Source organism: Christiangramia marina (genome assembly GCF_048285865.1).
Classification (GTDB): Bacteria; Bacteroidota; Bacteroidia; order Flavobacteriales; family Flavobacteriaceae; genus Christiangramia; species Christiangramia marina.
Genome location: NZ_JBLVTK010000001.1, coordinates 1,026,337 through 1,048,055 on the forward strand (window position 1 = coordinate 1,026,337; position 21,719 = coordinate 1,048,055).

General features: G+C 40.0%; 24 protein-coding genes. 17 read left to right on the forward strand and 7 right to left on the reverse strand.

Annotation, left to right across the window (positions count from 1 at the left end; all coding sequences use genetic code 11):
- The 14 genes from atpE to ACNKXS_RS04875 form a co-directional block, all read left to right on the forward strand.
- Positions 1-219, forward strand: a 219-nt coding sequence (atpE, locus tag ACNKXS_RS04810) for an ATP synthase F0 subunit C (RefSeq protein WP_417919864.1), incomplete at its 5' end; no start/stop codon positions are given.
- Between the two features lie 88 nt (positions 220-307).
- The gene (locus ACNKXS_RS04815) at positions 308-802 is read left to right on the forward strand and encodes a F0F1 ATP synthase subunit B (protein WP_026913618.1); all 495 of its coding nucleotides are present in this window, start codon (positions 308-310) and stop codon (positions 800-802) included.
- 3 nt (positions 803-805) lie between these two features.
- Positions 806-1,360: an ATP synthase F1 subunit delta gene (gene atpH / locus ACNKXS_RS04820; RefSeq protein ID WP_417919865.1), complete on the forward strand. Its 555-nt coding sequence runs from the start codon at positions 806-808 to the stop codon at positions 1,358-1,360.
- A gap of 45 nt (positions 1,361-1,405) precedes the next feature.
- Positions 1,406-2,986, forward strand: coding sequence for a F0F1 ATP synthase subunit alpha (gene atpA / locus ACNKXS_RS04825; protein WP_417919866.1), 1,581 nt, complete (start codon positions 1,406-1,408; stop codon positions 2,984-2,986).
- A gap of 118 nt (positions 2,987-3,104) precedes the next feature.
- Entirely contained in the window at positions 3,105-3,965 is an 861-nt protein-coding gene (gene atpG / locus ACNKXS_RS04830; protein ID WP_417919867.1) for an ATP synthase F1 subunit gamma, read from the forward strand.
- Between the two features lie 97 nt (positions 3,966-4,062).
- On the forward strand, positions 4,063-4,509 hold the full coding sequence (locus tag ACNKXS_RS04835) for a hypothetical protein (protein WP_295180368.1): 447 nt from the start codon (positions 4,063-4,065) through the stop codon (positions 4,507-4,509).
- A gap of 55 nt (positions 4,510-4,564) precedes the next feature.
- The gene (locus ACNKXS_RS04840) at positions 4,565-6,016 is read left to right on the forward strand and encodes an oligosaccharide flippase family protein (protein WP_417919868.1); all 1,452 of its coding nucleotides are present in this window, start codon (positions 4,565-4,567) and stop codon (positions 6,014-6,016) included.
- A gap of 3 nt (positions 6,017-6,019) precedes the next feature.
- Entirely contained in the window at positions 6,020-6,454 is a 435-nt protein-coding gene (gene dut, locus ACNKXS_RS04845; RefSeq protein WP_417919869.1) for a dUTP diphosphatase, read from the forward strand.
- Between the two features lie 33 nt (positions 6,455-6,487).
- Positions 6,488-7,498 (forward strand): sugar nucleotidyltransferase, encoded by a 1,011-nt coding sequence (locus ACNKXS_RS04850; protein WP_417919870.1) that lies wholly within the window; start codon positions 6,488-6,490, stop codon positions 7,496-7,498.
- Positions 7,499-7,503: 5 nt separating this feature from the next.
- Positions 7,504-8,868: a tetratricopeptide repeat protein gene (locus ACNKXS_RS04855; RefSeq protein WP_417919871.1), complete on the forward strand. Its 1,365-nt coding sequence runs from the start codon at positions 7,504-7,506 to the stop codon at positions 8,866-8,868.
- On the forward strand, positions 8,868-9,641 hold the full coding sequence (gene lolB1, locus ACNKXS_RS04860) for a lipoprotein insertase outer membrane protein LolB1 (RefSeq protein ID WP_417919872.1): 774 nt from the start codon (positions 8,868-8,870) through the stop codon (positions 9,639-9,641). The genes ACNKXS_RS04855 and lolB1 overlap by 1 nt, the downstream gene beginning before the upstream one ends.
- Positions 9,638-10,861: a murein hydrolase activator EnvC family protein gene (locus ACNKXS_RS04865; protein WP_417919873.1), complete on the forward strand. Its 1,224-nt coding sequence runs from the start codon at positions 9,638-9,640 to the stop codon at positions 10,859-10,861. Before lolB1 ends, ACNKXS_RS04865 begins: the two co-directional genes overlap by 4 nt.
- Positions 10,862-10,913: 52 nt before the next feature.
- Entirely contained in the window at positions 10,914-11,615 is a 702-nt protein-coding gene (locus ACNKXS_RS04870) for a hypothetical protein (protein ID WP_417919874.1), read from the forward strand.
- Complete coding sequence (locus ACNKXS_RS04875; protein WP_417919875.1) at positions 11,599-12,219, forward strand: hypothetical protein; 621 nt, start codon at positions 11,599-11,601, stop codon at positions 12,217-12,219. The genes ACNKXS_RS04870 and ACNKXS_RS04875 overlap by 17 nt, the downstream gene beginning before the upstream one ends.
- A gap of 2 nt (positions 12,220-12,221) precedes the next feature.
- On the opposite strand, the gene ACNKXS_RS04880 is transcribed toward ACNKXS_RS04875, so the two are convergent.
- On the reverse strand, positions 12,222-12,731 hold the full coding sequence (locus ACNKXS_RS04880; RefSeq protein WP_026913605.1) for an acyl-CoA thioesterase: 510 nt from the start codon (positions 12,729-12,731) through the stop codon (positions 12,222-12,224).
- A 61-nt stretch (positions 12,732-12,792) separates the two neighbouring features.
- On the reverse strand, positions 12,793-13,722 hold the full coding sequence (locus ACNKXS_RS04885; protein ID WP_417919876.1) for an HU domain-containing protein: 930 nt from the start codon (positions 13,720-13,722) through the stop codon (positions 12,793-12,795).
- A gap of 99 nt (positions 13,723-13,821) precedes the next feature.
- On the opposite strand from ACNKXS_RS04885, the gene dprA reads away from it, so the two are divergent.
- Positions 13,822-14,925, forward strand: a complete 1,104-nt coding sequence (gene dprA / locus ACNKXS_RS04890; protein ID WP_417919877.1) for a DNA-processing protein DprA — start codon at positions 13,822-13,824, stop codon at positions 14,923-14,925.
- Positions 14,926-14,927: 2 nt separating this feature from the next.
- On the opposite strand, the gene trpS is transcribed toward dprA, so the two are convergent.
- Positions 14,928-15,896: a tryptophan--tRNA ligase gene (gene trpS, locus ACNKXS_RS04895; protein ID WP_417919878.1), complete on the reverse strand. Its 969-nt coding sequence runs from the start codon at positions 15,894-15,896 to the stop codon at positions 14,928-14,930.
- Between the two features lie 73 nt (positions 15,897-15,969).
- Between trpS and ACNKXS_RS04900 the strand changes: the two genes are divergently transcribed.
- Entirely contained in the window at positions 15,970-16,713 is a 744-nt protein-coding gene (locus tag ACNKXS_RS04900; protein WP_417919879.1) for a lysophospholipid acyltransferase family protein, read from the forward strand.
- Here the strand turns inward: ACNKXS_RS04900 and ACNKXS_RS04905 are convergent.
- The 4 genes from ACNKXS_RS04905 to recA all read right to left on the reverse strand — a co-directional run bounded on the left by ACNKXS_RS04905 (position 16,710) and on the right by recA (position 20,365).
- On the reverse strand, positions 16,710-18,269 hold the full coding sequence (locus tag ACNKXS_RS04905) for a porin family protein (protein WP_417919880.1): 1,560 nt from the start codon (positions 18,267-18,269) through the stop codon (positions 16,710-16,712). The genes ACNKXS_RS04900 and ACNKXS_RS04905 overlap by 4 nt on opposite strands.
- Positions 18,266-18,808, reverse strand: a complete 543-nt coding sequence (locus ACNKXS_RS04910) for an RNA polymerase sigma factor (RefSeq protein ID WP_417919881.1) — start codon at positions 18,806-18,808, stop codon at positions 18,266-18,268. The genes ACNKXS_RS04905 and ACNKXS_RS04910 overlap by 4 nt, the downstream gene beginning before the upstream one ends.
- 21 nt (positions 18,809-18,829) lie before the next feature.
- A complete protein-coding gene (locus ACNKXS_RS04915; RefSeq protein ID WP_417919882.1) occupies positions 18,830-19,264 on the reverse strand; it encodes a hypothetical protein in 435 nt (144 codons plus the stop codon).
- 84 nt (positions 19,265-19,348) lie between these two features.
- Positions 19,349-20,365 carry a recombinase RecA gene (recA, locus tag ACNKXS_RS04920; protein WP_295180291.1) on the reverse strand — a complete coding sequence of 339 codons (1,017 nt, stop codon included), beginning with the start codon at positions 20,363-20,365 and terminating at the stop codon, positions 19,349-19,351.
- Between the two features lie 199 nt (positions 20,366-20,564).
- Between recA and trhO the strand changes: the two genes are divergently transcribed.
- Positions 20,565-21,596 (forward strand): oxygen-dependent tRNA uridine(34) hydroxylase TrhO, encoded by a 1,032-nt coding sequence (gene trhO / locus ACNKXS_RS04925; protein WP_417919883.1) that lies wholly within the window; start codon positions 20,565-20,567, stop codon positions 21,594-21,596.
- Positions 21,597-21,719: the final 123 nt, after the last annotated feature.

Here is a 21,719-nt window from a genome sequence, read left to right on the forward strand (position 1 = left end):
CACATTGGACTTGCAGCTTTAGGAGCTGGTCTTGCAGTTGTTGGAGCCGCTATCGGTGTTGGTAAAATTGGTGGTTCTGCCATGGATGCTATCGCACGTCAGCCAGAGGCTGCTGGAAAGATCCAGACTGCTATGATTATTGCTGCTGCACTTGTAGAAGGTGTTGCACTTTTTGGAGTGGTAGCTGCTTTGCTAGGGGTACTTACTGTACCGGCATAGTCCTGAATTTAAAAAGATCTGTTCGTAACGGTTGGTTGCGAACAGATCTTAATTAATGATTACTTAAGAACATTTTATTTAGTTATATATGGATTTAATCACTCCCGATTTTGGCTTGTTTTTCTGGCAAACGATCGTTTTTCTGGTGCTTTTGTTTCTTATGGCAAAATTCGCCTGGAGACCTATCCTAAATTCTGTAAGAGACAGGGAACAGTCTATCAACGACGCGTTGGCTTCAGCTGAAAATGCTCGTAAGGAAATGCAGAATCTCAAATCTGATAATGAGCAATTGATGAAAGAAGCTCGTGCAGAAAGAGATGCTATCCTTAAGGAAGCACGTGAGTTGAAAGAAAAAACGATCGCTTCAGCAGCTGAAGAAGCGAAGCTTAAAGCAGACAGAATTGTTGCAGATGCTCAAAAGAGTATCGAACTTGAAAAGCAATCTGCTCTTGCTGAACTTAAAAATCAGGTTGCAGAGCTTTCAGTAGAAATTGCTGAGAAAGTTGTGCGTAAAGAATTATCAAGTAAGAACGAACAACGCCAGATGATCGAGAAGATGCTGAGCGATGCTAAGTTAAACTAAGATATGAAAGGGAACAGAGCCGCACAACGTTACGCAAAAGCGATCCTTTCACTGGCAAAGGATAAGAATTCGGCGGAAGCTGTAAACAGTGATATGAAAACCATATCTGCTACTGTAAAGAACAGTGGTGATCTGGAAAACATGCTCACAAGTCCGGTGGTTAGAAAAAGCATTAAGAAGAGCGCGCTGCTTGAGATCTTTAAGGGTCTTAACGGTGTCACTGTTGGTGCGATGGATATACTACTTGACAATGATCGTATTAATATTTTGCACATCGTTGCAAAGCAGTATACGATGATGTTCAACGCCATGAATAATATTCAACATGCAAAAGTAACCACGGCTATTCCGCTGGATGCTGAGCTGGAAACAATCATCATGGCGAAGGTTAAGGAACTTACTGGTAATGATGCGATCCTGGAGAATGTGATCGATGAGAGCATTATTGGAGGTTTTGTCCTTAGAGTTGGCGACTTGCAGTTTGATGCAAGTGTAGCCAGAAACCTGGACAGACTAAAGAGACAATTAAAAGACAACACATACGTTTCAAAAATTTAATTAAAACAGGTGCGCCTGGTGCGTACCATTTTATCTTGAATAATTATGGCAGAAGTAAATCCTGCTGAAGTATCAGCAATATTAAAACGACAATTATCAGGTTTTGAATCCAAGGCCTCTCTTGATGAAGTAGGTACCGTTCTAACCGTTGGTGACGGTATTGCGAATATCTACGGACTTGCAAACGCTCAATATGGAGAACTTGTTCAGTTCGAGAGTGGATTGGAAGGAATCGTTCTAAACCTTGAGGAAGATAATGTTGGGGTAGTGCTTTTAGGTCCTGCAAATGAGATCAAAGAAGGTTCTACAGTAAAAAGAACTCAGAGAATTGCTTCTATCAATGTAGGTGAAGGTATTGTTGGCCGTGTGGTTGATACTCTTGGAGCTCCTATTGATGGTAAAGGCCCAATTGAAGGTGAGACTTTCGAAATGCCTCTTGAGCGTAAAGCTCCTGGAGTAATTTATCGTCAACCTGTAACTGAACCATTGCAAACTGGTATTAAATCTATCGATGCTATGGTACCGGTAGGAAGAGGACAGCGTGAACTTGTTATTGGTGACCGTCAAACAGGTAAGACTGTTGTTGCTATTGATACCATTCTTAACCAGAAAGAATTTTACGATGCCGGTGAGCCGGTATTCTGTATATATGTAGCAATTGGGCAGAAAGCTTCTACCGTTGCTGCAATTGCCAAGACACTTGAAGATAAAGGTGCGCTTGCTTATACCACTATTGTTGCTGCAAATGCATCAGATCCTGCTCCAATGCAGGTTTATGCTCCATTTGCCGGTGCAGCGATTGGTGAGTACTTTAGAGATACAGGTCGTCCTGCATTGATCGTTTATGATGATCTTTCCAAGCAGGCGGTTGCTTACCGTGAGGTTTCACTTTTACTTCGTCGTCCACCAGGACGTGAAGCATATCCAGGGGATGTATTCTTCCTTCACTCAAGACTTCTTGAGCGTGCTGCGAAGGTAATCGCCGACGATGATATTGCGAAGCAAATGAATGATCTTCCAGATAGCTTGAAAGATAAGGTAAAAGGAGGCGGATCTTTAACTGCACTTCCAATTATCGAAACTCAGGCAGGTGACGTTTCAGCATATATTCCAACCAACGTAATTTCGATTACAGATGGTCAGATCTTCTTAACATCAGATCTATTTAACTCTGGGGTTCGTCCTGCGATTGATGTAGGTATTTCTGTATCACGTGTGGGTGGTAACGCTCAGATCAAGTCTATGAAAAAAGTATCTGGTACATTAAAGCTGGACCAGGCACAATACCGTGAACTTGAAGCATTCGCTAAATTCGGTTCAGACCTTGACGCGTCTACCATGAGTGTGATCGAGAAAGGTAAGCGTAACGTAGAGATCCTGAAGCAGGGACAAAATGATCCTTACCCGGTAGAGAACCAGATTGCGATTATCTATGCAGGATCTAAGAACTTACTTAGAGATGTACCGGTAGAGAAAGTGAAAGAATTTGAATTAGAATATCTGGATTACCTGAATTCTAAGCATAGAGATACTCTGGATACTCTTAAAGCGGGAAAACTTACAGACGAAGTTACAGACACTTTAACGAAGGCTGCTAAGGAACTTTCAGGGAAATATAAGAAATAGTATTGAGTACATAGATTGAAGATTTTAGATCTTTAATTGAAGTATTTACAATTGAAAATTATATAGGTATTGAGTAGTTTCTAACATCTAACTACTCAATACTCAATACTAAAACAAAATGGCAAACTTAAAAGAATTACGTAGCAGGATTACTTCGGTTTCCTCAACGATGCAGATCACCAGCGCCATGAAAATGGTATCGGCTGCTAAGTTGAGCAAGGCTCAGGATGCAATTACATCTATGAGGCCTTATGCTGAAAAGTTAACGCAATTGCTACAGGATTTAAGTGCTACTCTGGATGATGATGCGAACAGCAAATTTGCTGAAGAGCGTGAGGTAAAAAGAGTGCTTATCGTAGCTATATCTTCTAATAAAGGTCTGGCAGGTGCTTTTAATACCAATATCATAAAAAAGGTAAAAAGTAAGGTTGCTGCAGACTATCAAAATACAGAAGTAGAACTTCTAACTCTTGGAAAAAAGGGTAATGATATTCTGAAGAAAACCTTGGAGGTTTACAAGAACGATAATGCGATCTTCGATGATCTTTCTTTCGAGAACGTTTCTGCAATTGCTGAAGAGCTTATGCAGGTTTTCGTTGATGGGAAATTCGATAGGATCGAGCTTGTTTATAACCAGTTCAAGAATGCCGGAACACAAATCGTGATGGATGAGCAGTTCCTGCCTATCGAGCGCTTTGAAACCGAATCTGAAAAGCAGCTTGACTATATTTTCGAACCATCGAAAATTGAGATCGTTAAAGATCTTATTCCAAAGTCATTAAAAATGCAACTGTTTAAGGCTCTTAGGGACTCTTTCGCTTCTGAACATGGTGCACGTATGACTGCGATGCACAAAGCGACAGATAATGCTAAGGAACTTAGAGATGACCTTAAATTATCTTATAACAAAGCAAGACAGGCTTCTATTACAAACGAGATCCTTGAGATCGTTGGTGGAGCTGAAGCCTTGAACGGATAGGCTTATTAAATATACTTTGAAATGCCCTCCAAATGGAGGGCATTTTTTGTTTGGTACAGCTTTTGTTTTTATATCTTCAACTTTAAAAATCAACATTATGAAAAAATCACTACTAATGATAACCGGAATTCTGGTATTGAGCATTTTTGCTTCCTGCGGCAGTAATAAAGATCTTCAGGAAAGAGCACCTGCCCAATTCGCTGATGTTTATTACACATATACTTCGGAAGGTATTCAGCTCAATATTCCAGTTTCAGTAATTCAGGAGGAGCGTGTAGATCTTCAGGCCGTTTATTTCCACGGTATGAAGTCGCCTCTAGTTAAGAGCGAAGAGAATTCCAATATCTACATAGCCAACTTTAGAGTTGGTGCCCAGGATATGGTGATGGATGTAGACCCTAAAAAGGAATACGGTAATAAAATGCCACAAATGCCTGAAGAGAGTCCGTTTAAAATAGACCAGGATGAAGCCATTCTGGTATTTGGACAGAATGAGAAAACCAAATTCTACAAGCTTACTGGAATTGTGGAAAAGGAAGAGTAGCCAGAGCGGTTTTGTTATTTAAATTCAGATATTTGTAGCAAACCAACCGGCTCCTTTGAGTACTATTAAAAATCTCTTTAAGCAAACTTTCGTTTACGGCCTGGCTACTGTCTTGCCAAGGATGGTTAGTTTCCTTTTAGTTCCCCTATATACCGATATTTTACCGAAAGAAGAGTACGGTGAAATATCGGTTATTTTTGCTTATTTCGTTTTGATCAATGTTATCCTTGCCTATGGTATGGAAACGGCATTTTTCAGATTTTATAATAAGAGCGAAAATCGCAATAGTGTTCTAAGTACCTCGGGATGGTCACTGGTGATCACTTCACTTCTGTTTACGGTAGTAGCTTATGTTACCCGTGATCTTATTGTAGAGGTCACCAATATTCCTCTGAAATACATAGAACTTGCGATTTGGATCCTGCTTCTGGACGCCCTGGTGATCATTCCTTTTTCCTGGTTGCGTGCTGCGGAAAAACCAATGAGATACGCGATTATCAAGATCTTCAATGTTGCTGTAAACCTTGGTCTGAATGTTTTATTCCTGGTTTACCTGAAAGATCTGGCAGAGGAATATAGCTTTTTCCGAAGTATCTATGTAGAGGATTTTAAGATCAGTTATGTATTTATATCCAACCTTGTAGCAAGCGGACTTACGCTTTTGCTTATGCTGCCTTTTTACTTCAAAATTTCTTTCACTTTCGATTCGGTACTCTGGCGTAAAATGCTGTCTTATGGATTCCCAATCCTGATCGCGGGAATTGCCTTTTCAGTAAATGAAGTTTTTGATAGAATTCTGCTTGACCGGCTATTACCCCAGGATATAGCACGTGAACAAATTGGAGCATACTCGGCCTGTTATAAGCTAGCCATGTTTATGACTTTATTTGCAACCGCATTTAGATTGGGAATAGAGCCTTTCTTTTTTAGCCATTCCAGCGAAGAAAATGCTACTACAACTTATGCTCGTATCACCAACTATTTTGTCATTCTGGGAAGCTTGATCCTGCTGGGCGTGATCGTTTTTGCTGATCTTTTGAAGATATTGATCATTAAAGATCCAGCTTACTGGGAAGCAATGGAGATCGTGCCATTAATTTTACTGGCGAACTTTTTTCTTGGTATCTACCACAATCTTTCAGTTTGGTATAAAGTAACGGACCGCACAAAATTTGGAGGCTATATTTCTCTGGCTGGAGCTGCCGTGACCATTGCTCTCAACCTATACCTTATCCCGAAGATAGGTTATACCGGTTCTGCCATCGCAACACTTGCTGCATATGGCTTGATGATGATACTCTCTTATTACTACGGAAGAAAATATTATAAAGTTCCTTACGATATGACTCGAATAGGAGCTTACCTTCTGGTATCCATTACCTTCTCAATAATCTCATTTTACTTTTTCCGGGGAAATTATTTCGTGGGAATCCCGTTATTATTGATATTTATGGGTGTCATTTACTATTTTGAAAAAGACCAGATTTTAAGAATCATACAATCCTAAGACATGGAAGTAAAAGTGATCAATAAGTCGGCACACAAGTTGCCACATTATGAAACCGATTTTTCTGCAGGAATGGATCTTCGAGCTAATATCGATGAACCGGTAACCCTGAAACCTTTAGAAAGAACCATTGTGAAAACAGGACTTTTTATTGAACTTCCTTTGGGTTTTGAAGCCCAGGTGAGACCAAGAAGTGGTCTTGCGGCTAAGAAAGGGATTACGGTTCTCAATGCTCCAGGAACAATCGATGCCGATTATAGAGGTGAAATTGGTGTCATCCTTGTAAATTTGTCTAATGAAGCATTTGAGATCCAGAATGGAGAGCGTATTGCTCAAATGGTCATCGCTAAACACGAACAGATCTCCTGGAAAGAAGTAGATTCTCTAGGAGAAACTTCCCGGGGCGCAGGAGGTTTTGGAAGCACTGGAAATAACTAGCCCATATTTAAAGATTAATTAAAAAGCTATAAAATGAAAATTATTGTACCAATGGCAGGTCGTGGTTCACGACTTCGTCCACATACTTTGACTGTACCAAAACCTTTAATTCCTATCGCAGGAAAACCAATCGTTCACCGACTGGTAGAAGATATTGCGAAGGTTCTTGATGAGAAGATCGACGAAGTTGCTTTTATCATTGGAGAAGATTTTGGAGAAAAGGTGGAGGAAGATCTTAAAAAGATCGCGGAAAGTCTTGGCGCCAAAGGAACGATCTATTACCAGGATAAACCATTGGGAACCGGTCACGCGATTATGTGTGCTAAAGAATCTCTTAGTGGTCCTGCAGTAGTTGCTTATGCCGATACACTTTTTAAAGCCGACTTTAACCTTAACAAATCTGCAGATGCAGTGATGTGGGTAAAGAAAGTTGAGAATCCATCAGCTTACGGTGTGGTGAAGCTGAACGACAATAACGAGATCACAGATCTTGTTGAAAAGCCTGAAGAATTTGTTTCAGATCTTGCAGTTATTGGAATATACTATTTCAAGGATGTGGCAGTTTTAAAAGATGAACTTCAGAATGTTCTGGATGCAAAGCTAACCCGCGGTGGTGAGTACCAGATCAACGATGGGATTGAAGCAATGCGTAAAAACGGACTTCGTTTTGTTCCAGGAAAAGTAGATGAATGGATGGACTGTGGAAACAAAAATGTCACCGTGGAAACCAATGGTAGAATGCTGAATTTCCTTCATCAGGATGGAGAGAAATTAATGGCAGACTCTGTAAAGATCAAAGATTCTGAAATTACAGAACCTTGCTATATTGGTGAAAACGTTGAATTGATCAATGCTAAAATTGGACCTAATGTATCTATTGGGGATGGAACCAAAATAGAAAACAGTACTATAAAGAACAGTCTTATCCAGACCTTTGCTGAAGTAAAAAATGCGAAACTGGATAACGCAATGATCGGAAACTTTGCCAGATTTGACGGTGATTTCACCCAGATCAGCATTGGTGATTACTCCGTTTTAGAATAACTTTTATGCGTACATCCGGGAGCCTACTTCTTATGTTATGGTTTATACTTTCTGTGCAGGCACAGGATGATAAACGTCCATTTAAAGATGTGAACCAGGATGATCTCGGTCTTGTGAATGATGAGTTTCAGGAACTGTTCTTTGAAGCCCTCAAGCAAAAAGGCATCGAGAATTATGAAAAAGCGATTGTAGCACTGTGTAAAGCTTCAGAAATTTCTGAAGACAACGCGGTGCTTTATTTTGAACTTGGCAAGAATTATCGGGAACTTCAGCAATTTCCGGCAGCTATCGAAAATTTTCAGAAGGCTACAGCATTAGAACCCAAAAGGGAAGCTATTCTTGTCTCGCTTTTTGAAACTTATGCCGCTACTCGTGATTTTGATAGTGCAATTTCCACAGTGCAAAAGCTTATTAGTTTTGATTCTGATTATCAAGAGGACTTGGCTAATTTGTACTTGCTCAATGAAGATTATGAAAATGCATTACAACTTATCGATCAATTAGATCAAAACCTTGGAGCAAATTCCTATCGAAACTCGTTACGCCGGCAGATCTATGCGAGGACCAATAATACCGATGCTCAAATTCAGAATTTAAGGCAGAGTATCGCTGCTAACCCTGAGCAGGAAAAAAATTACCTCAATCTTATTTACATGTATAGCGAGCAGGGTGAGGATGAAGAAGCCTATAATGTTGCCAATGAACTTCTGGAAAGCAATCCCGGTTCTTCTCTGGCTCATCTCGCACTATATAAATTTCAGCTAGAAAAACAGGAGCCTGAAGCTGCTATTGCTTCCATGCAAATAGTATTTGAAAGTGAAGAAATTGATGCTGAATCTAAGTTTAAAGTACTCAATGACTTCCTGATATTTGTACAGGAGAATCCTGAATATGAAGACCGGCTGGTAGAAGTTGCTCAAAAACTTACCCAAACCGAGAATGCACCGGGTTTGTATGAAAAACTGGGGCAATTTTATCTCCAAAAAGCTGATCGGGAAAACGCACTTCGATATTTTGAACTGGGAATAGAGAAGAATTCTTCCAATTTTGAACTTACCAGGAATACACTATTGTTGCAAATTGATCTTCAGAAATATGAAGACGTTAGAGAATTGAGCGCACAGGCGTTGGAAAACTTTCCTTCGCAACCTGTTTTATACCTGTTTCAGGGGGTTGCACTTAATAAGCTTGAAAAATTCGAGCAGGCAGAAAGCAGTTTGAAAGATGGCCTGGATTACCTGGTCGATGATATTAGAATGGAAGCCGATTTCTATGCCCAGCTATCTTTTAGCTATCATGGTATGAAAAATGCAGGATTGGCGAATGAATACCGCGCTAAAGCGGAGGAATTACTTAAAGAAATAAATTGATGATTAGAAGAATAGTAGCACTGGTATTTATGGCGGTATTTATAGCTTCCTGCGGAAGTTCCCGTCGTGCCGGAAAGATCGTTACAAAGAACACAGAAGCTGTTTCTATTATTAAAAAACATTATGCTGAAGAAGCCGATTATAAGACCGCTTCCGGTAAATTAAGAGCAGTGTATCAGGATGATGAAAAAACGCAATCTGTAAATCTTAGTTTTAGAATGGAAAAGGACAAGGCGATCTGGATGAGTGCGAGTATTCTCGGTTTCCCTGTTGCTAAAGTCTACATCACACCAAATAGTGTGAGCTATTATGAAAAGGTCACTCAGAGTTACTTTGATGGAGACTTCAGATTGGTTAGTGACTTCCTTGGAACTCCGCTGGATTTTCAAAAGCTTCAGAATTTGTTGATTGGACAGGCGATCTATGACCTTCGTACGGAAGAATATGATTTTACGCAATCTCCAAGAGGGTTTCAGTTCGTTCAGGAAGAAGAAGCTGCTGATATGAAAAAAATGTTCCTGCTGGATAGTCGCACTTTGAAAGCCTCGGCTCAGCAACTGGCGCAGGTTTCAGAAAACAGAAGTCTTACGGTTACCTATTCAGATTACCAGGTGGTAGATGGTATTGTTTTTCCTGAAGAGATTCGTATTATCGCCAATGAAGGGGGAAGCAGCACCAATATTGAAATTACTTACAGAAGCATCAGTTTCAATGAGGAAGTTAGTTTTCCTTTCGACATCCCATCCGGTTACGAAGAAATAAGCTTGAAATGATTAGAATGAAGGCTTCAAATGTATTGATTATTCTACTGCTTTGCATAGGTGGTATGCAGATTAGCTATGCTCAAACAGATCGTGAAGAACTGGAAAAACGGCGAATTCAGCTTAGAAATGAGATCACCAGGATCAATGAGCTTCGAATTTCCAACCAGAAGAAACAACGCTCGGTTCTTGTACAGGTGGAAGATCTTGGGCAGCAAATTAAAAGTACCGAAGATCTCATAAAACTCACTAATCAGCAGGCGAATCTTCTCACGAGAGAAATTACGACCAATACGAATAAAATTGGAGCGCTTAGAAAGGAGCTGGAACAGCTTAAGGAAGATTATGCCCGAATGATAGAGAAAAGCTATAAGAGCAAGTCTCAGCAAAGCAGAGTGATGTTCTTGCTTTCTTCTCAGAATTTCCTGCAGGCTTATAAACGAATTCAGTATATGAAGCAGTATACCAATTATCGTAAACAGCAAGGGGAAGAGATCAAGGCCAATACGATAGAATTGCAGCAGTTGAATTCCAGACTGGTTCAGCAGAAAGAAGAAAAACAAAAACTAATTGCTGAAAATAGAAAAACCAGGGCTCAGTTAGAACAAAATAGAAAATCTCAGCAAGAACTTGTTTCCACTATCAAAAAACGTGAAGGTGAATTTGCGAGTCAGTTAAAAAGCAAACAGAGCGAGATCGACGAAATCGACAGAGCGATCGATCGAATGATTCGTGAATCTATTGCCAAGGCGAATAAAGAGAGCGGTTCCAGCTCGAGAAGTACTTATGAACTTACTCCGGAAGCGAAAGCACTGGCGACTGACTTTAATAACAACAAAGGGAAATTGCCATGGCCGGTGAAATCTGGTGTTGTGACCATGAAGTTTGGAAAACAGCCGCATCCCGTAGTAAGCTCGGTAATGGTAAATAATAACGGCGTACGAATAGATACTGATAAAGGTGGAAAGGCACGTGCGGTATTTAACGGAACTGTAAGTGAAGTGCAGGCGGTGAAAGGTGCGAACAAAGCGGTGATGGTAAGACACGGTGATTTTATTACAATCTATAACAACCTTGAGAATGTGTTCGTGAAAAAGGGAGACGCGGTTAGCACAGAACAGGAAATAGGAGAGATCGCAACAAGCAAAACTACTGGTAAAACAACTCTGCATTTCCTATTGTATAAAAATGATCAGAAAATGGATCCTGCAGGATGGATCTATAGGATGTAATTTGAACGCAACCTTATGGGTTTGGAAGCATCTAGTGAATAGAATCTAACCTATGAATTCAATAAAATCTGGCTATACGTGTGCGTTGATAGTGGCTATGCTACTAATGCTGCAGGCATGTACACCTGTTTCCATTGAAAATAACAAACGCATTCTGGTACAGGGAAAATTTGTAACTCCTGAAGGGGCTGCTATACAAGGAATCCGGGTAAGTACAACAACAGATATCAAAGGTTTTTTAAGCCGGGGACAGGGCACACTTTCTGAAGCTCTAAGCGATGAAAATGGTGACGTTTCCATGGTCTCTCTGGATGTTGATCCTGGCATTTTATGTCTGGATATTAAAAATACGTCCAATGATCGCAAACTGCAGAGTTTTATAGTATGTGATTCATCATTCAGCAGGAAGGAAACTTTGCTGGATCTTGGTGAATTTGTTCTGAAAGAAATCATAGGAACGAGCATAATAATTCGGCATAATTCACATGTTTATTATACGTTGAGATCTGAAGCACCTTCAGTGCGAATTGGTACTGAAGACTGGAATGAACTAAGCTCTTACGATGATTTAGACCTGGCTTCGAAATATACAACCCGGGAATCCTTTCTGAATTCCGAAAATCAGGTTGATACCTTAAGAGTTACTACCACTAATAATTCTACTGTTTATTTGAAATTACAAAGTGGCCTGGAAGAATATACTTATGAATTTGAAGTGAACGAAATTGATGCAAGCTATGAGATCGATCTTTAGGCTCGTGATAGTGCTGTTCGTTTGTTCTACTGTGTCACTGAAAGCACAGGAGCAGGACAGCACTAAATTTTCTCCGCATCATTTTAATCGTATACAGCTGGATCCGGAACTAAGCCTGTTTACTGCAATAGGAGATAACTTTTTAAAGGATGCTTATGATCTCAAAACCGGCACGGGCCTTAATGCGAGCTTTTATCTAAATAAGAACTGGTACATAGGAACTCGATTTTTAAATATAAATACACAGATAACCAGGCCGGAAAATATTGGCGACATCAAGAAGACAAATATCTTTACATTCGGTGTTCATGGTGCATATGTTTATGAATTTACCGAGCGTCTATACCTGGACCTAATTGCCGGGATTGGTTCGACCGGCTATTACCATGATTCAAAATTTGGTACAAACTTTAGAGATTCGGCTACAAGTATTTGGGGTGGGCCAAAAATCAGTTATCGCATCAATAATTTCTTCGGAATATTCCTGGGAAGTGAATTTAGAAAAGATTTTATGAATATTGAAGTCAGCGAACAGCTGGACGACTACTTTGGAAACGCGAACTTACTAAGTATAAGAGCAGGCGTGAGGTTTATCACGCATTAGTCTTAGTCAAAAAGAGCTTTAAGTTCAGTAGCATCTCCAGGTTGCATCTTTCCAGCCAGTACAAGACTCAATTGCTTTCTACGCAAAGCAGCGGCAAATCTTTCTTTTTCCAGATCTGTTTCTGGCTCCAGTTGTGGAATTTGAATTGGAGTACCCGTTTCATCTACGGCAACGAAAGTATAGATCGCTTCGTTGGCTTTGGTTCTGCGACCACTTTCGCGGTCTTCTACCCAAACATCTATAAAGATCTCCATGGAGCTCTTAAATGCTCTTGAAACGGCTGCCTCTACCGTTACAACACTTCCTAAAGGAATCGCTTTGTTAAAAGCCACGTGATTGACTGAAGCAGTTACTACGATCCTACGACTATGACGTCTTGCAGCGATACTGGCCGCACGATCCATTCTTGCCAGTAGTTCACCACCAAAAAGATTATTTAGCGGATTCGTTTCACTGGGTAAAACAAGATCTGTTAACGTGGTACGGGATTCATTGGGTGATTTAGCCTCCATGTAAAATTTTTTGCAAAAATAGGGAGGTTACCGGTAATTACGCAGTTAACGAACTATTAAATTACAGTTCCTGAACCAATAACCAGGCGGCATCATTCGTTTTCTTGACCGCATAAAGTTTGTTGATCGCCTCTCTTCTGGTTTGATGACTGGAATAAACTACCTGGTGAAGACCATACTTGTTTACACCAAGTAAACGAGCTTTAAAACCTTCAGCCTTCAATTCATCTACTTTGGTTTGTGCGTTTTCTTCAACTCTAAAAGCTCCTGCAACTACATGATAGTTGCCGGATTGTTTTTCAACTTCGAAGGTAACCGCTGGTAGTGGGTTATCAATGACAAAGGTGGCCTGTTGTATTTGTTCCTGAAGCTGAGTTTCTGCCTCCTGCTGTTCAGCAATATTATGCTTTGTGACCTGGCTGCTGTAGATATTAAGCCCGGCAAAACTTGAAACTCCAAGTGCGATAAGACCAATTGCGGCATATTTCCAGATAGATGATCTTTTGCTTTCAGGAGTGAAAGTAATAGGAGCTTTTTCCTCAAGTTCTGATACCTGTTTTTTGTAAACCTCTCTATTAACCGGCAAGGCTTTGTACGTGTCCAGACCAAAGGACTGTGTGAGAAAGTTTACATTCGTAACAGGTTCAAATTGCAGTTTATCTTCACTATCCAGATAAAGCTCGCCAATATTCTCAAGCCTGGCTTTGGAAGCATTTTGTAACGAAGATTCCAGGTCGTATACATACTCCTGGATCATGTTATTTGCAGTCTGATATTTCACATTCTCGACCTCAGCAATATAGTTCGCAAGAAGCCCATCATTTCTAATAAGCTGCCTATTAAATGAGATCACCTTCTTTGGAGGAAAGAACTCATTGGAATTTTCATCGATAAAAGCTGATTGCTTATGGGCCAGAAAGGCACCAAATCCGGGAAGAACTACACATTCGTAACGGTAAAGCAGGTCCTGTATGTAATTGGAAATATTCATCGAGTGCAAAAATATAGGTTAAAGACAGTTAGTTAAAGTTACCTAAACAATTTTTATTAACAAATGTTTTTTTCTGTAAATTTCGTCAAATTATCCTGAATGGAACCTGATCAACTTTTGTACACCCTGGCGCTGCAACATGTTCCAAATCTGGGAGATAGCACAGCTAAAAAACTAATAAGACATTTTGGTTCTGCGGAAAATGTTTTCAAAGAAAAAAAGTCAAGTTTACTGAAAATTGATGGTATCGGGAAGACCAGAATCAGTGAAATAGAGAATCCAATTCATCTGAAGGAAGCTGAAAAGGAACTTGGTTTTATTCAAAAGAATAAGATTAGCGTAAGCTATTTCAAGGAGGAAAGCTATCCTGAAAAACTCAAACATTGCCAGGATTCCCCCTTGCTGTTATTTAGCCGTGGGAATATAGCATTGCATCGACGCAGAATTCTAAGTATCGTTGGCACCCGGCAGATTAGTTCGCATGGCATTTCTTTTTGCGAGCAGCTCATTGAAGAGCTAGCTCCTTTAGATCCGGTTATTGTCTCTGGTTTTGCATACGGAACCGATATTACCGCTCACAAAGCTGCCATCAGGAATAAACTGCAAACGATTGCCTGCCTTGCACATGGATTGAACCAGATCTATCCCAAACCACATAAAAAGTACCTACATGAGATGGAGGAGAACGGAGGGTTTTTTACCGACTTCTGGAGTAGCGATACTTTTGATCGAAACAACTTCCTGAAACGAAACCGGATCATTGCCGGTTTGAGTGAAGCTACTGTAGTCATCGAAAGTGCAGAAAAAGGAGGAGCATTGGTCACGGCCGATATTGCCAATTCATATGACAGAGAGGTTTTTGCTGTTCCGGGTAGACCGGGAGACAAGTCAAGTATTGGCTGTAATGAATTAATTAAAAGCCAGAATGCAAGAGTACTTACTTCTGCAGCAGATATTGCATATATGCTAAACTGGCGGAATGTTGAACATGATCTTAAACCAGTTCAGAAGAAATTATTTATTGATCTTGGACCAGAAGAACAGCTCCTGTATGACCAGTTACAACTTCAGGGAAAAACTGAATTGGACCTGCTGGCACTTCAATGTAAAATACCCACCTTTAAAACAGCATCGTTATTATTGAGTATGGAATTGAAGGGAGCGGTGAGACCACTCCCTGGTAAGTTATTTGAAATCGCGTAGGCTTAGTAACCTAATTTGGTTCTAACTTTAGCCAGAACTTCATTCGCCACGCTTTTAGCTTTTTCTGCTCCAATCGATAGCGCCTTGTCTACTTCTTCCAGATTATTGATGTAGTACTCGTATTTCTCACGTGGCCCAGCGAATTTATCCCGAACAAGTTCGAACAATGCCTGTTTGGCATGACCGTAGCCATAACCACCTGCTTCGTAGTTCTTTCTCATTTCAGTAATTTGCCTTTCCGAAGCCATGATCTTATAAAGCGCAAATACATTGCAGGTATCAGGATCTTTTGGTTCTTCCAGCGGAGTACTGTCGGTAGCAATTCCCATGATCTGCTTTCTTAGCTTCTTATCGGTCTGGAAAATATTGATCGTATTTTCTTTCGATTTGCTCATTTTCGCACCATCAGTTCCTGGAATGTACATGGTTTCTTCCTGCACATTACCTTCAGGAATTACAAATACATCGCCCATTTTCGCGTGGAAACGGGAAGCAACATCCCGGGTCATCTCGATATGCTGCAATTGATCTTTCCCCACCGGAACAATTTCAGCATCATAAAGAAGAATATCGGCCGCCATAAGCATAGGATAGGTAAACAATCCGCTATTTACGTCTTCAAGACGATCTGCCTTATCCTTAAAAGAATGCGCAAGTGTTAGCCTCTGGAATGGAAAGAAACAACTTAGATACCACGAAAGTTCAGCAACCTGCGGAATATCAGACTGGCGATAAAATACACTTCTTTCAATATCAAGTCCACAAGCAAGCCAGGTCGCCGCTACAGAATAAGTGTTTTGACGTAGCGTCTCAGCATCTTTGATCTGGGTAAGGGAATGCAGATCTGCAATAAAAATAAAGGAATCATTCTTAGGATCGTTCGCCATATTAATGGCAGGTATGATGGCTCCTAGTAAATTCCCCAAATGAGGGGTTCCTGTACTCTGTACTCCTGTAAGTATTCTTGACATGGACTTTTCGAATTTTCCTGCAAAGGTAAATTTTTTATAGAACTCCTTCCTTTCATTTTACTACTTTTGAGGCATGCGATACATCAAAATGGCAGGCATCCTTCTATGGAGAATCTGGTTTTATATTCTCCTGATCGTACCTATTGTTATAATGCTTCCCGTTTTGATCGTTTTTACCACTTCTGAAAAGTTTTATCCTCAGTATTTCGTTTGCTCCCGTATATGGGCGAAATGTATCCTCTACGGAATGGGTTTCTGGGTTAAAGTTAAAGCTGAAGAAATTCCTGAAAAGCATAAAAGTTATATGCTGGTGGCAAATCATACCAGTATGCTTGATATTATGCAGATGCTGGTCATTATGAAGCAACCCTTCGTTTTTATTGGAAAAAAGGAACTCAGTAAAATCCCTGTTTTCGGGTTCTTCTACAAACGAACCTGTATTCTGGTGGATCGCAAGAATCAGCAAAGCAGGAAAGCTGCATTTCTGGAAGCACAAAGAAGATTAAAACAAGGAAATTCAATATGTATATTTCCTGAAGGCGGAGTGCCAGATGATTATTCGGTCGTGCTGGATCAATTTAAAGAAGGAGCTTTTAGACTGGCCATTGAACATCAGATTCCAATTGTACCCATCACATTTCACGATTCGAAAAGAAGATTTTCATATAGATTTCTTTCGGGCAGTCCCGGAAAGTTAAGAGTTAAGATCCATCATTTTATTCCTACGCGTGGCCTGGAAATGGCCGATAGAAAAGAGATTAAGAACTCGACCTTCAATATTATTCATGAGGAGCTGGTAGATCCTTCGGTTCATTAGAAAGTATAGCTAATCCCTGAGTAAAGCCCGAAATTAACTGGACGTACATTATCAACATTATTAAAAGTGTTGACCTGATATTTCATCATTGGTTCTACGCTCAGGCTTATTTTATTGCTAATTTCGTAGTCCACCCCAATCCCAACATTCGTACTAAAACTTGTTTTATTAATATTGGAAGCTGTTCCAAGTTTGGTCCTGGAGTCAGCCGTAACAAGATCCACACTGTTCTTGTCAAGGAAAAGTCCGCTTGCACCCCCAATTAGATTTAGTCCAAAACGCTCATCGACCAAAGCGTATTCCAATTCCAGGGGAACTTCGATAAATCCAAATTGCTGATTGATCTCGCCGGGAGTGAACACAGTTGGAGAGATAATACTCCCGTTGCTACCATCACTATTGCCGCCAAAACTAGGTAGACCACTATCATTAGGAGATTCAACCCTAATTTCAATATTATCTTCTGTAGAATTTATATTTCCAAAGCCTGGATTCATCGCCGTTGGGCTATAAGATACATTGGCTATGTTCTGACTCATGTTCACCTTGCTAATACCAGTTCTAATCTTGATATTTTTAGCGATATCATAAGCTAGTTTCACACCGTATGAGAAAGTTACTTCGGCGTTGGTGGAATTGTTTGAAAATTGGTTGGACAATTCATTACCATCACCAAGGTTCGCATAGAAAACCGGTGCGGCAAAAGTTGACAGACGAAGATTTTTCTGGTTGAGGTTGTCATCCTCATGGTTTTCTTTATTTTCTTCGGAAGCTTTTGCGGCTAACAATTCGTCCAGTTGATTTAAAGAAGTATCCTCTAAAAGAGCAGTACTTAACAGTTCATTTGAAAGTTCAGGATTTCGGTCCTTCCAGTAGTTTTCGAATATACTTGGAATGGCATTTCTTTTCTCTGCTTCATCTTTCGAGGCCATAACTTCGTTGCTGGCAGATGTAGTTGCTGAGGTACGATACTGATTATTTAAAATGTTTTCTTCTGAATTTTTTTTACCAGCCTTTTCCTGATGAGCATAACGGGAGTCTTCTTTTGATCGTTGATTGGTCTGGGATCTATTGCTTCCCGAATCATTTAAATCTTTTTCATTTTCAGTATTATTAATTCGATCAGTAATAGCAGCATTAGAGCTGCCTGCTTCTTCAGAATTGTTTTTATCTCCTTGACTATTTTGCGCCGCGTCTCCAGATTGTTCCTCTTCAATGATCACATCCTGGTTCGCAATTCTTTCTTCTGAAGTAGAATCCTGATTCACATTATCATGGCTTTTAGCTCCCTTTTCTACAGACTCATTCACAAATCCCGGTTCTGAAACTTCCGTAGAAGAAACATTCATTTTCCAGATTCCCGTAGCAACTAAGGCTAAAATTGCAGCCGCAGCAGTAAATTTAAGCCAGAGTGGAATGACCGGCTTTTTAGCAACTGGTGGTGTTCCGGCATCTAGTCGCGCCGATATTTGCTCCCAGTTTCCAGGGGAAGGTTCTTTCTCGAAGTCCTTGAACTTCTCCTGAAAGATCCTGTCTATGTTCTTTTTCTCTTTCATGATGATTTCACCGCTTTTGAGTTCTGTACCAATTCAATTTTCTCCTTTAGAGAAGTTCTGGCTCTGGCCAGGTTTGATTTCGAAGTTCCCTCAGTGATACTTAATAAATCTGAAATTTCTTTATGAGAATACCCATCCAGCACATAAAGGTTGAATACCTGTCTATATCTATCTGGTAATTCCTGTACGCATTGTAGGAGGAAGTCTACGGAAATATTATCTGTTTCAACTTCTACTTCTTCTTCCTGCAGATCCTCTTCGTTGGTAATGCCGTAAACTTTCTGTTGCCTGTGTTTTTGAAGTGAAGTATTAATTAGAATGCGTTTCATCCATCCTTCAATAGATCCCTTATCCTGAAACTGACCAATCTTTTCGAAAATAGTCACGAACCCATCCTGTAAATTATCCTCTGCCTGTTGATAGTTATCAGAATATTTCAGGCATACCCCAAACAACTTGGGAGAATAGAGTTTGTAAAGCTCTTCCTGAGCTTTCCTTTCATGTTGTTTGCAACGATAGATGAGGTCTTTGGAACCCACGTATTTATTTTAGGTTAGTGCTTATGACTGCTCCATTACAACAGGTACGATAACTTCTTCATAGATTGCTTCATCTCCTTCCTGTCCCTTCCAGAATCTAAAAGTGTAATCTCTTTCTTCGTCGATGGTCACTACAAACTTTGTGCTTGAAGATGCTCCAATAACATCTCTGGTACAGGAACTATTTTCGACAACAGCGGTAACAACCGAAATGTAGATCTGGCTTCTTTCTTCTGAAGTTGTGCCTGCTCTTCGAGCGTCTAGCGCCTGAAAGTTATTACAATCTGATGGAAAGACGAAATCTACTCTTACATCGTAAGTTTTACCTAATACAAATTCGTCTGGCAGATCATGACTGGTAATACTTGCTAATTCGTAGGAGGTGATTTGGGAATCATTGTCTACTGAACAACTTATTAGCAGTAATGTCAGGGCTATTACAACCAATTTTCTCATATTCTTATTGCTTTTATAGTAGATGCAATAATTGAGAAATGGTTGCGTAGGTATCAAAAAAAATCCCCGGGAGGGGATTTTTAATTAAGCTTCTTTGGCGACCTTGATAGCTTCTTTAATTTTGACTTCCAGTTCTTCCATAAGATCTGGATTATCCTTTAATAAGGTTTTGACTGCATCACGACCCTGTCCAAGTTTGGTGTCTTCATAGCTAAACCATGATCCACTTTTCTTGACAATCTCGTAATCCACACCAATATCAATGATCTCACCGATCTTGGAAACACCCTCACCGTACATGATATCGAATTCGGCAGTTTTAAATGGTGGAGCAACTTTGTTCTTCACTACTTTAACCCTGGTCTTATTACCCATTACGTTATTTGCACTATCCTTGATTTGGGTAGATCTTCTAATATCCAAACGAACGGAAGCGTAGAATTTTAATGCATTACCACCGGTAGTAGTTTCCGGATTCCCGAACATTACCCCGATCTTCTCTCTTAGCTGGTTGATAAAGATCACCGTACAATTTGTTTTGCTAATTGAAGAAGTAAGTTTTCTAAGTGCCTGCGACATTAATCTCGCATGAAGTCCCATTTTAGAATCACCCATTTCACCTTCTATCTCGCTCTTTGGTGTAAGTGCCGCAACGGAGTCAATCACAATAATATCGATCGCACCAGAGCGAATAAGATTATCTGTTATTTCAAGCGCCTGTTCACCGTTATCTGGCTGAGAGATGATCAGGTTATCAATGTCAACATCAAGTTTTTCAGCATAAAAACGATCAAAAGCATGTTCTGCATCAATAAAAGCAGCAATACCGCCTTTTTTCTGAGCTTCAGCAATCGCATGTAAAGTAAGTGTGGTTTTACCAGAAGATTCAGGACCATAAATCTCGATCACTCTTCCTCTTGGGTATCCACCAACTCCCAAAGCAAGGTCCAATCCAAGTGAACCTGTAGAAATTGCGTCTACATCCACGACCACCTGGTCGCTCATTTTCATCACGGTACCCTTTCCGTAGGTTTTATCCATTTTGTCAAGGGTAAGCTTTAAGGCTTTTAATTTCGCTTCTTTCTCTTTATCGTTGCTCATGTATATGTTTTAAAATATATCCAATTAAGGTGTGCTAAAATAATATAAGTTTTGTTGCAATACAATAAAAATGTAGCTACAATTATGGAATTATTCCAAATATTTGGATAAGCTTTGGAAATACTCTCAAATTTTCTCACCTCAGTTAAAAATGTATCTTTGCCGAAATTTTTCTTAACCCTTAAAATATTAGTATAGCATGCAACTGTACAATAAATTGAGCGCTAAGGAAAGGGAAGCACTATTAGAAGAAGCCGGTGAAGACAGGCTTACGCTCTCTTTCTATGCTTACGCAAAAATCGGAAATCCCGAACTTTTCAGAAATCATCTTTTTATTGCCTGGGACCAGATGGATGTTCTCGGGAGGATCTATGTAGCGCACGAAGGTATTAATGCCCAGCTTTCAGTTCCTGCCAGGCGGTTCAATGAATTCAAGAAATTTATTGACGAAATCTATTTCCTGGAAAATGTTCGATTGAATATCGCCATAGAGCATGATATCAAGTCCTTTCTGAAGCTGAAGGTGAAAGTGCGTAAGAAGATCGTAGCAGATGGTCTTAATGATGATACTTTTGATGTAACCAATAAGGGAATTCACGTGGATGCCAACCGGTTCAATGAACTAATAAATGATCCAAACACAATTCTGGTGGATATGAGAAACCACTATGAGAGCGAAATTGGTCATTTTCAGGGAGCGATCACACCAGATGTGGATACCTTCCGGGATTCACTTGATATTATCGAAGAGGATCTGAAAGATCATAAAGAAGATAAGAACCTGGTGATGTATTGTACTGGCGGGATTCGATGCGAAAAAGCTAGTGCTTATTACAAACACAAAGGATTTCAGAATGTTTATCAACTTGAAGGCGGAATTATTGAATATACCCGTCAGGTCGAAAATCAGCAACTGGAAAACAAATTTATAGGAAAGAACTTTGTTTTTGATCATCGACGCGCCGAGCGAATTTCAGAAGATGTGATCGCACAGTGTCATCAATGCGGAAAAGCTTGTGATACGCATGTAAATTGTGCGAACGAAGCTTGTCATCTGTTATTCATTCAGTGTGAGGAATGTGCGGAAAAAATGGATAATTGTTGTTCTACAGATTGTAAAGAGATCCATGCCTTACCTTATGAAGAACAGAAAGCATTGAGAAAAGGAAAAGGAGCCAGCAACAAGATCTTTAAAAAAGGAAGATCTGAAGTTTTGCGTTATAAGCAATAGTTTCTTCTAAATGGTGGAGCCAATTAATATTGGTATATTTACTGTTGAAAATTTTTATGAACCTCAAGGAGGTACTTTAGGGAATGCCGAATGCCCGGTATTAGGGCTGTGAAGATGAAGGAG

Excerpts from the sequence above, each read along its gene's own strand:
- ACNKXS_RS04885 (WP_417919876.1), bottom strand. The coding sequence starts at position 13,722 with ATGAATATTTCCAATTACATACAGGACCTGCTTTACCGTTACGAATGT.
- ACNKXS_RS04915 (WP_417919882.1), bottom strand. The coding sequence starts at position 19,264 with ATGAGAAAATTGGTTGTAATAGCCCTGACATTACTGCTAATAAGTTGT.
- ACNKXS_RS04900 (WP_417919879.1), top strand. The coding sequence starts at position 15,970 with ATGCGATACATCAAAATGGCAGGCATCCTTCTATGGAGAATCTGGTTT.
- ACNKXS_RS04870 (WP_417919874.1), top strand. The coding sequence starts at position 10,914 with ATGAATTCAATAAAATCTGGCTATACGTGTGCGTTGATAGTGGCTATG.
- recA (WP_295180291.1), bottom strand. The coding sequence starts at position 20,365 with ATGAGCAACGATAAAGAGAAAGAAGCGAAATTAAAAGCCTTAAAGCTT.
- dprA (WP_417919877.1), top strand. The coding sequence starts at position 13,822 with ATGGAACCTGATCAACTTTTGTACACCCTGGCGCTGCAACATGTTCCA.
- trpS (WP_417919878.1), bottom strand. The coding sequence starts at position 15,896 with ATGTCAAGAATACTTACAGGAGTACAGAGTACAGGAACCCCTCATTTG.
- ACNKXS_RS04865 (WP_417919873.1), top strand. The coding sequence starts at position 9,638 with ATGATTAGAATGAAGGCTTCAAATGTATTGATTATTCTACTGCTTTGC.
- ACNKXS_RS04875 (WP_417919875.1), top strand. The coding sequence starts at position 11,599 with ATGAGATCGATCTTTAGGCTCGTGATAGTGCTGTTCGTTTGTTCTACT.
- ACNKXS_RS04880 (WP_026913605.1), bottom strand. The coding sequence starts at position 12,731 with ATGGAGGCTAAATCACCCAATGAATCCCGTACCACGTTAACAGATCTT.
- ACNKXS_RS04835 (WP_295180368.1), top strand. The coding sequence starts at position 4,063 with ATGAAAAAATCACTACTAATGATAACCGGAATTCTGGTATTGAGCATT.
- ACNKXS_RS04855 (WP_417919871.1), top strand. The coding sequence starts at position 7,504 with ATGCGTACATCCGGGAGCCTACTTCTTATGTTATGGTTTATACTTTCT.
- atpA (WP_417919866.1), top strand. The coding sequence starts at position 1,406 with ATGGCAGAAGTAAATCCTGCTGAAGTATCAGCAATATTAAAACGACAA.
- atpG (WP_417919867.1), top strand. The coding sequence starts at position 3,105 with ATGGCAAACTTAAAAGAATTACGTAGCAGGATTACTTCGGTTTCCTCA.
- ACNKXS_RS04905 (WP_417919880.1), bottom strand. The coding sequence starts at position 18,269 with ATGAAAGAGAAAAAGAACATAGACAGGATCTTTCAGGAGAAGTTCAAG.
- dut (WP_417919869.1), top strand. The coding sequence starts at position 6,020 with ATGGAAGTAAAAGTGATCAATAAGTCGGCACACAAGTTGCCACATTAT.
- lolB1 (WP_417919872.1), top strand. The coding sequence starts at position 8,868 with ATGATTAGAAGAATAGTAGCACTGGTATTTATGGCGGTATTTATAGCT.
- ACNKXS_RS04815 (WP_026913618.1), top strand. The coding sequence starts at position 308 with ATGGATTTAATCACTCCCGATTTTGGCTTGTTTTTCTGGCAAACGATC.
- trhO (WP_417919883.1), top strand. The coding sequence starts at position 20,565 with ATGCAACTGTACAATAAATTGAGCGCTAAGGAAAGGGAAGCACTATTA.
- ACNKXS_RS04850 (WP_417919870.1), top strand. The coding sequence starts at position 6,488 with ATGAAAATTATTGTACCAATGGCAGGTCGTGGTTCACGACTTCGTCCA.
- atpH (WP_417919865.1), top strand. The coding sequence starts at position 806 with ATGAAAGGGAACAGAGCCGCACAACGTTACGCAAAAGCGATCCTTTCA.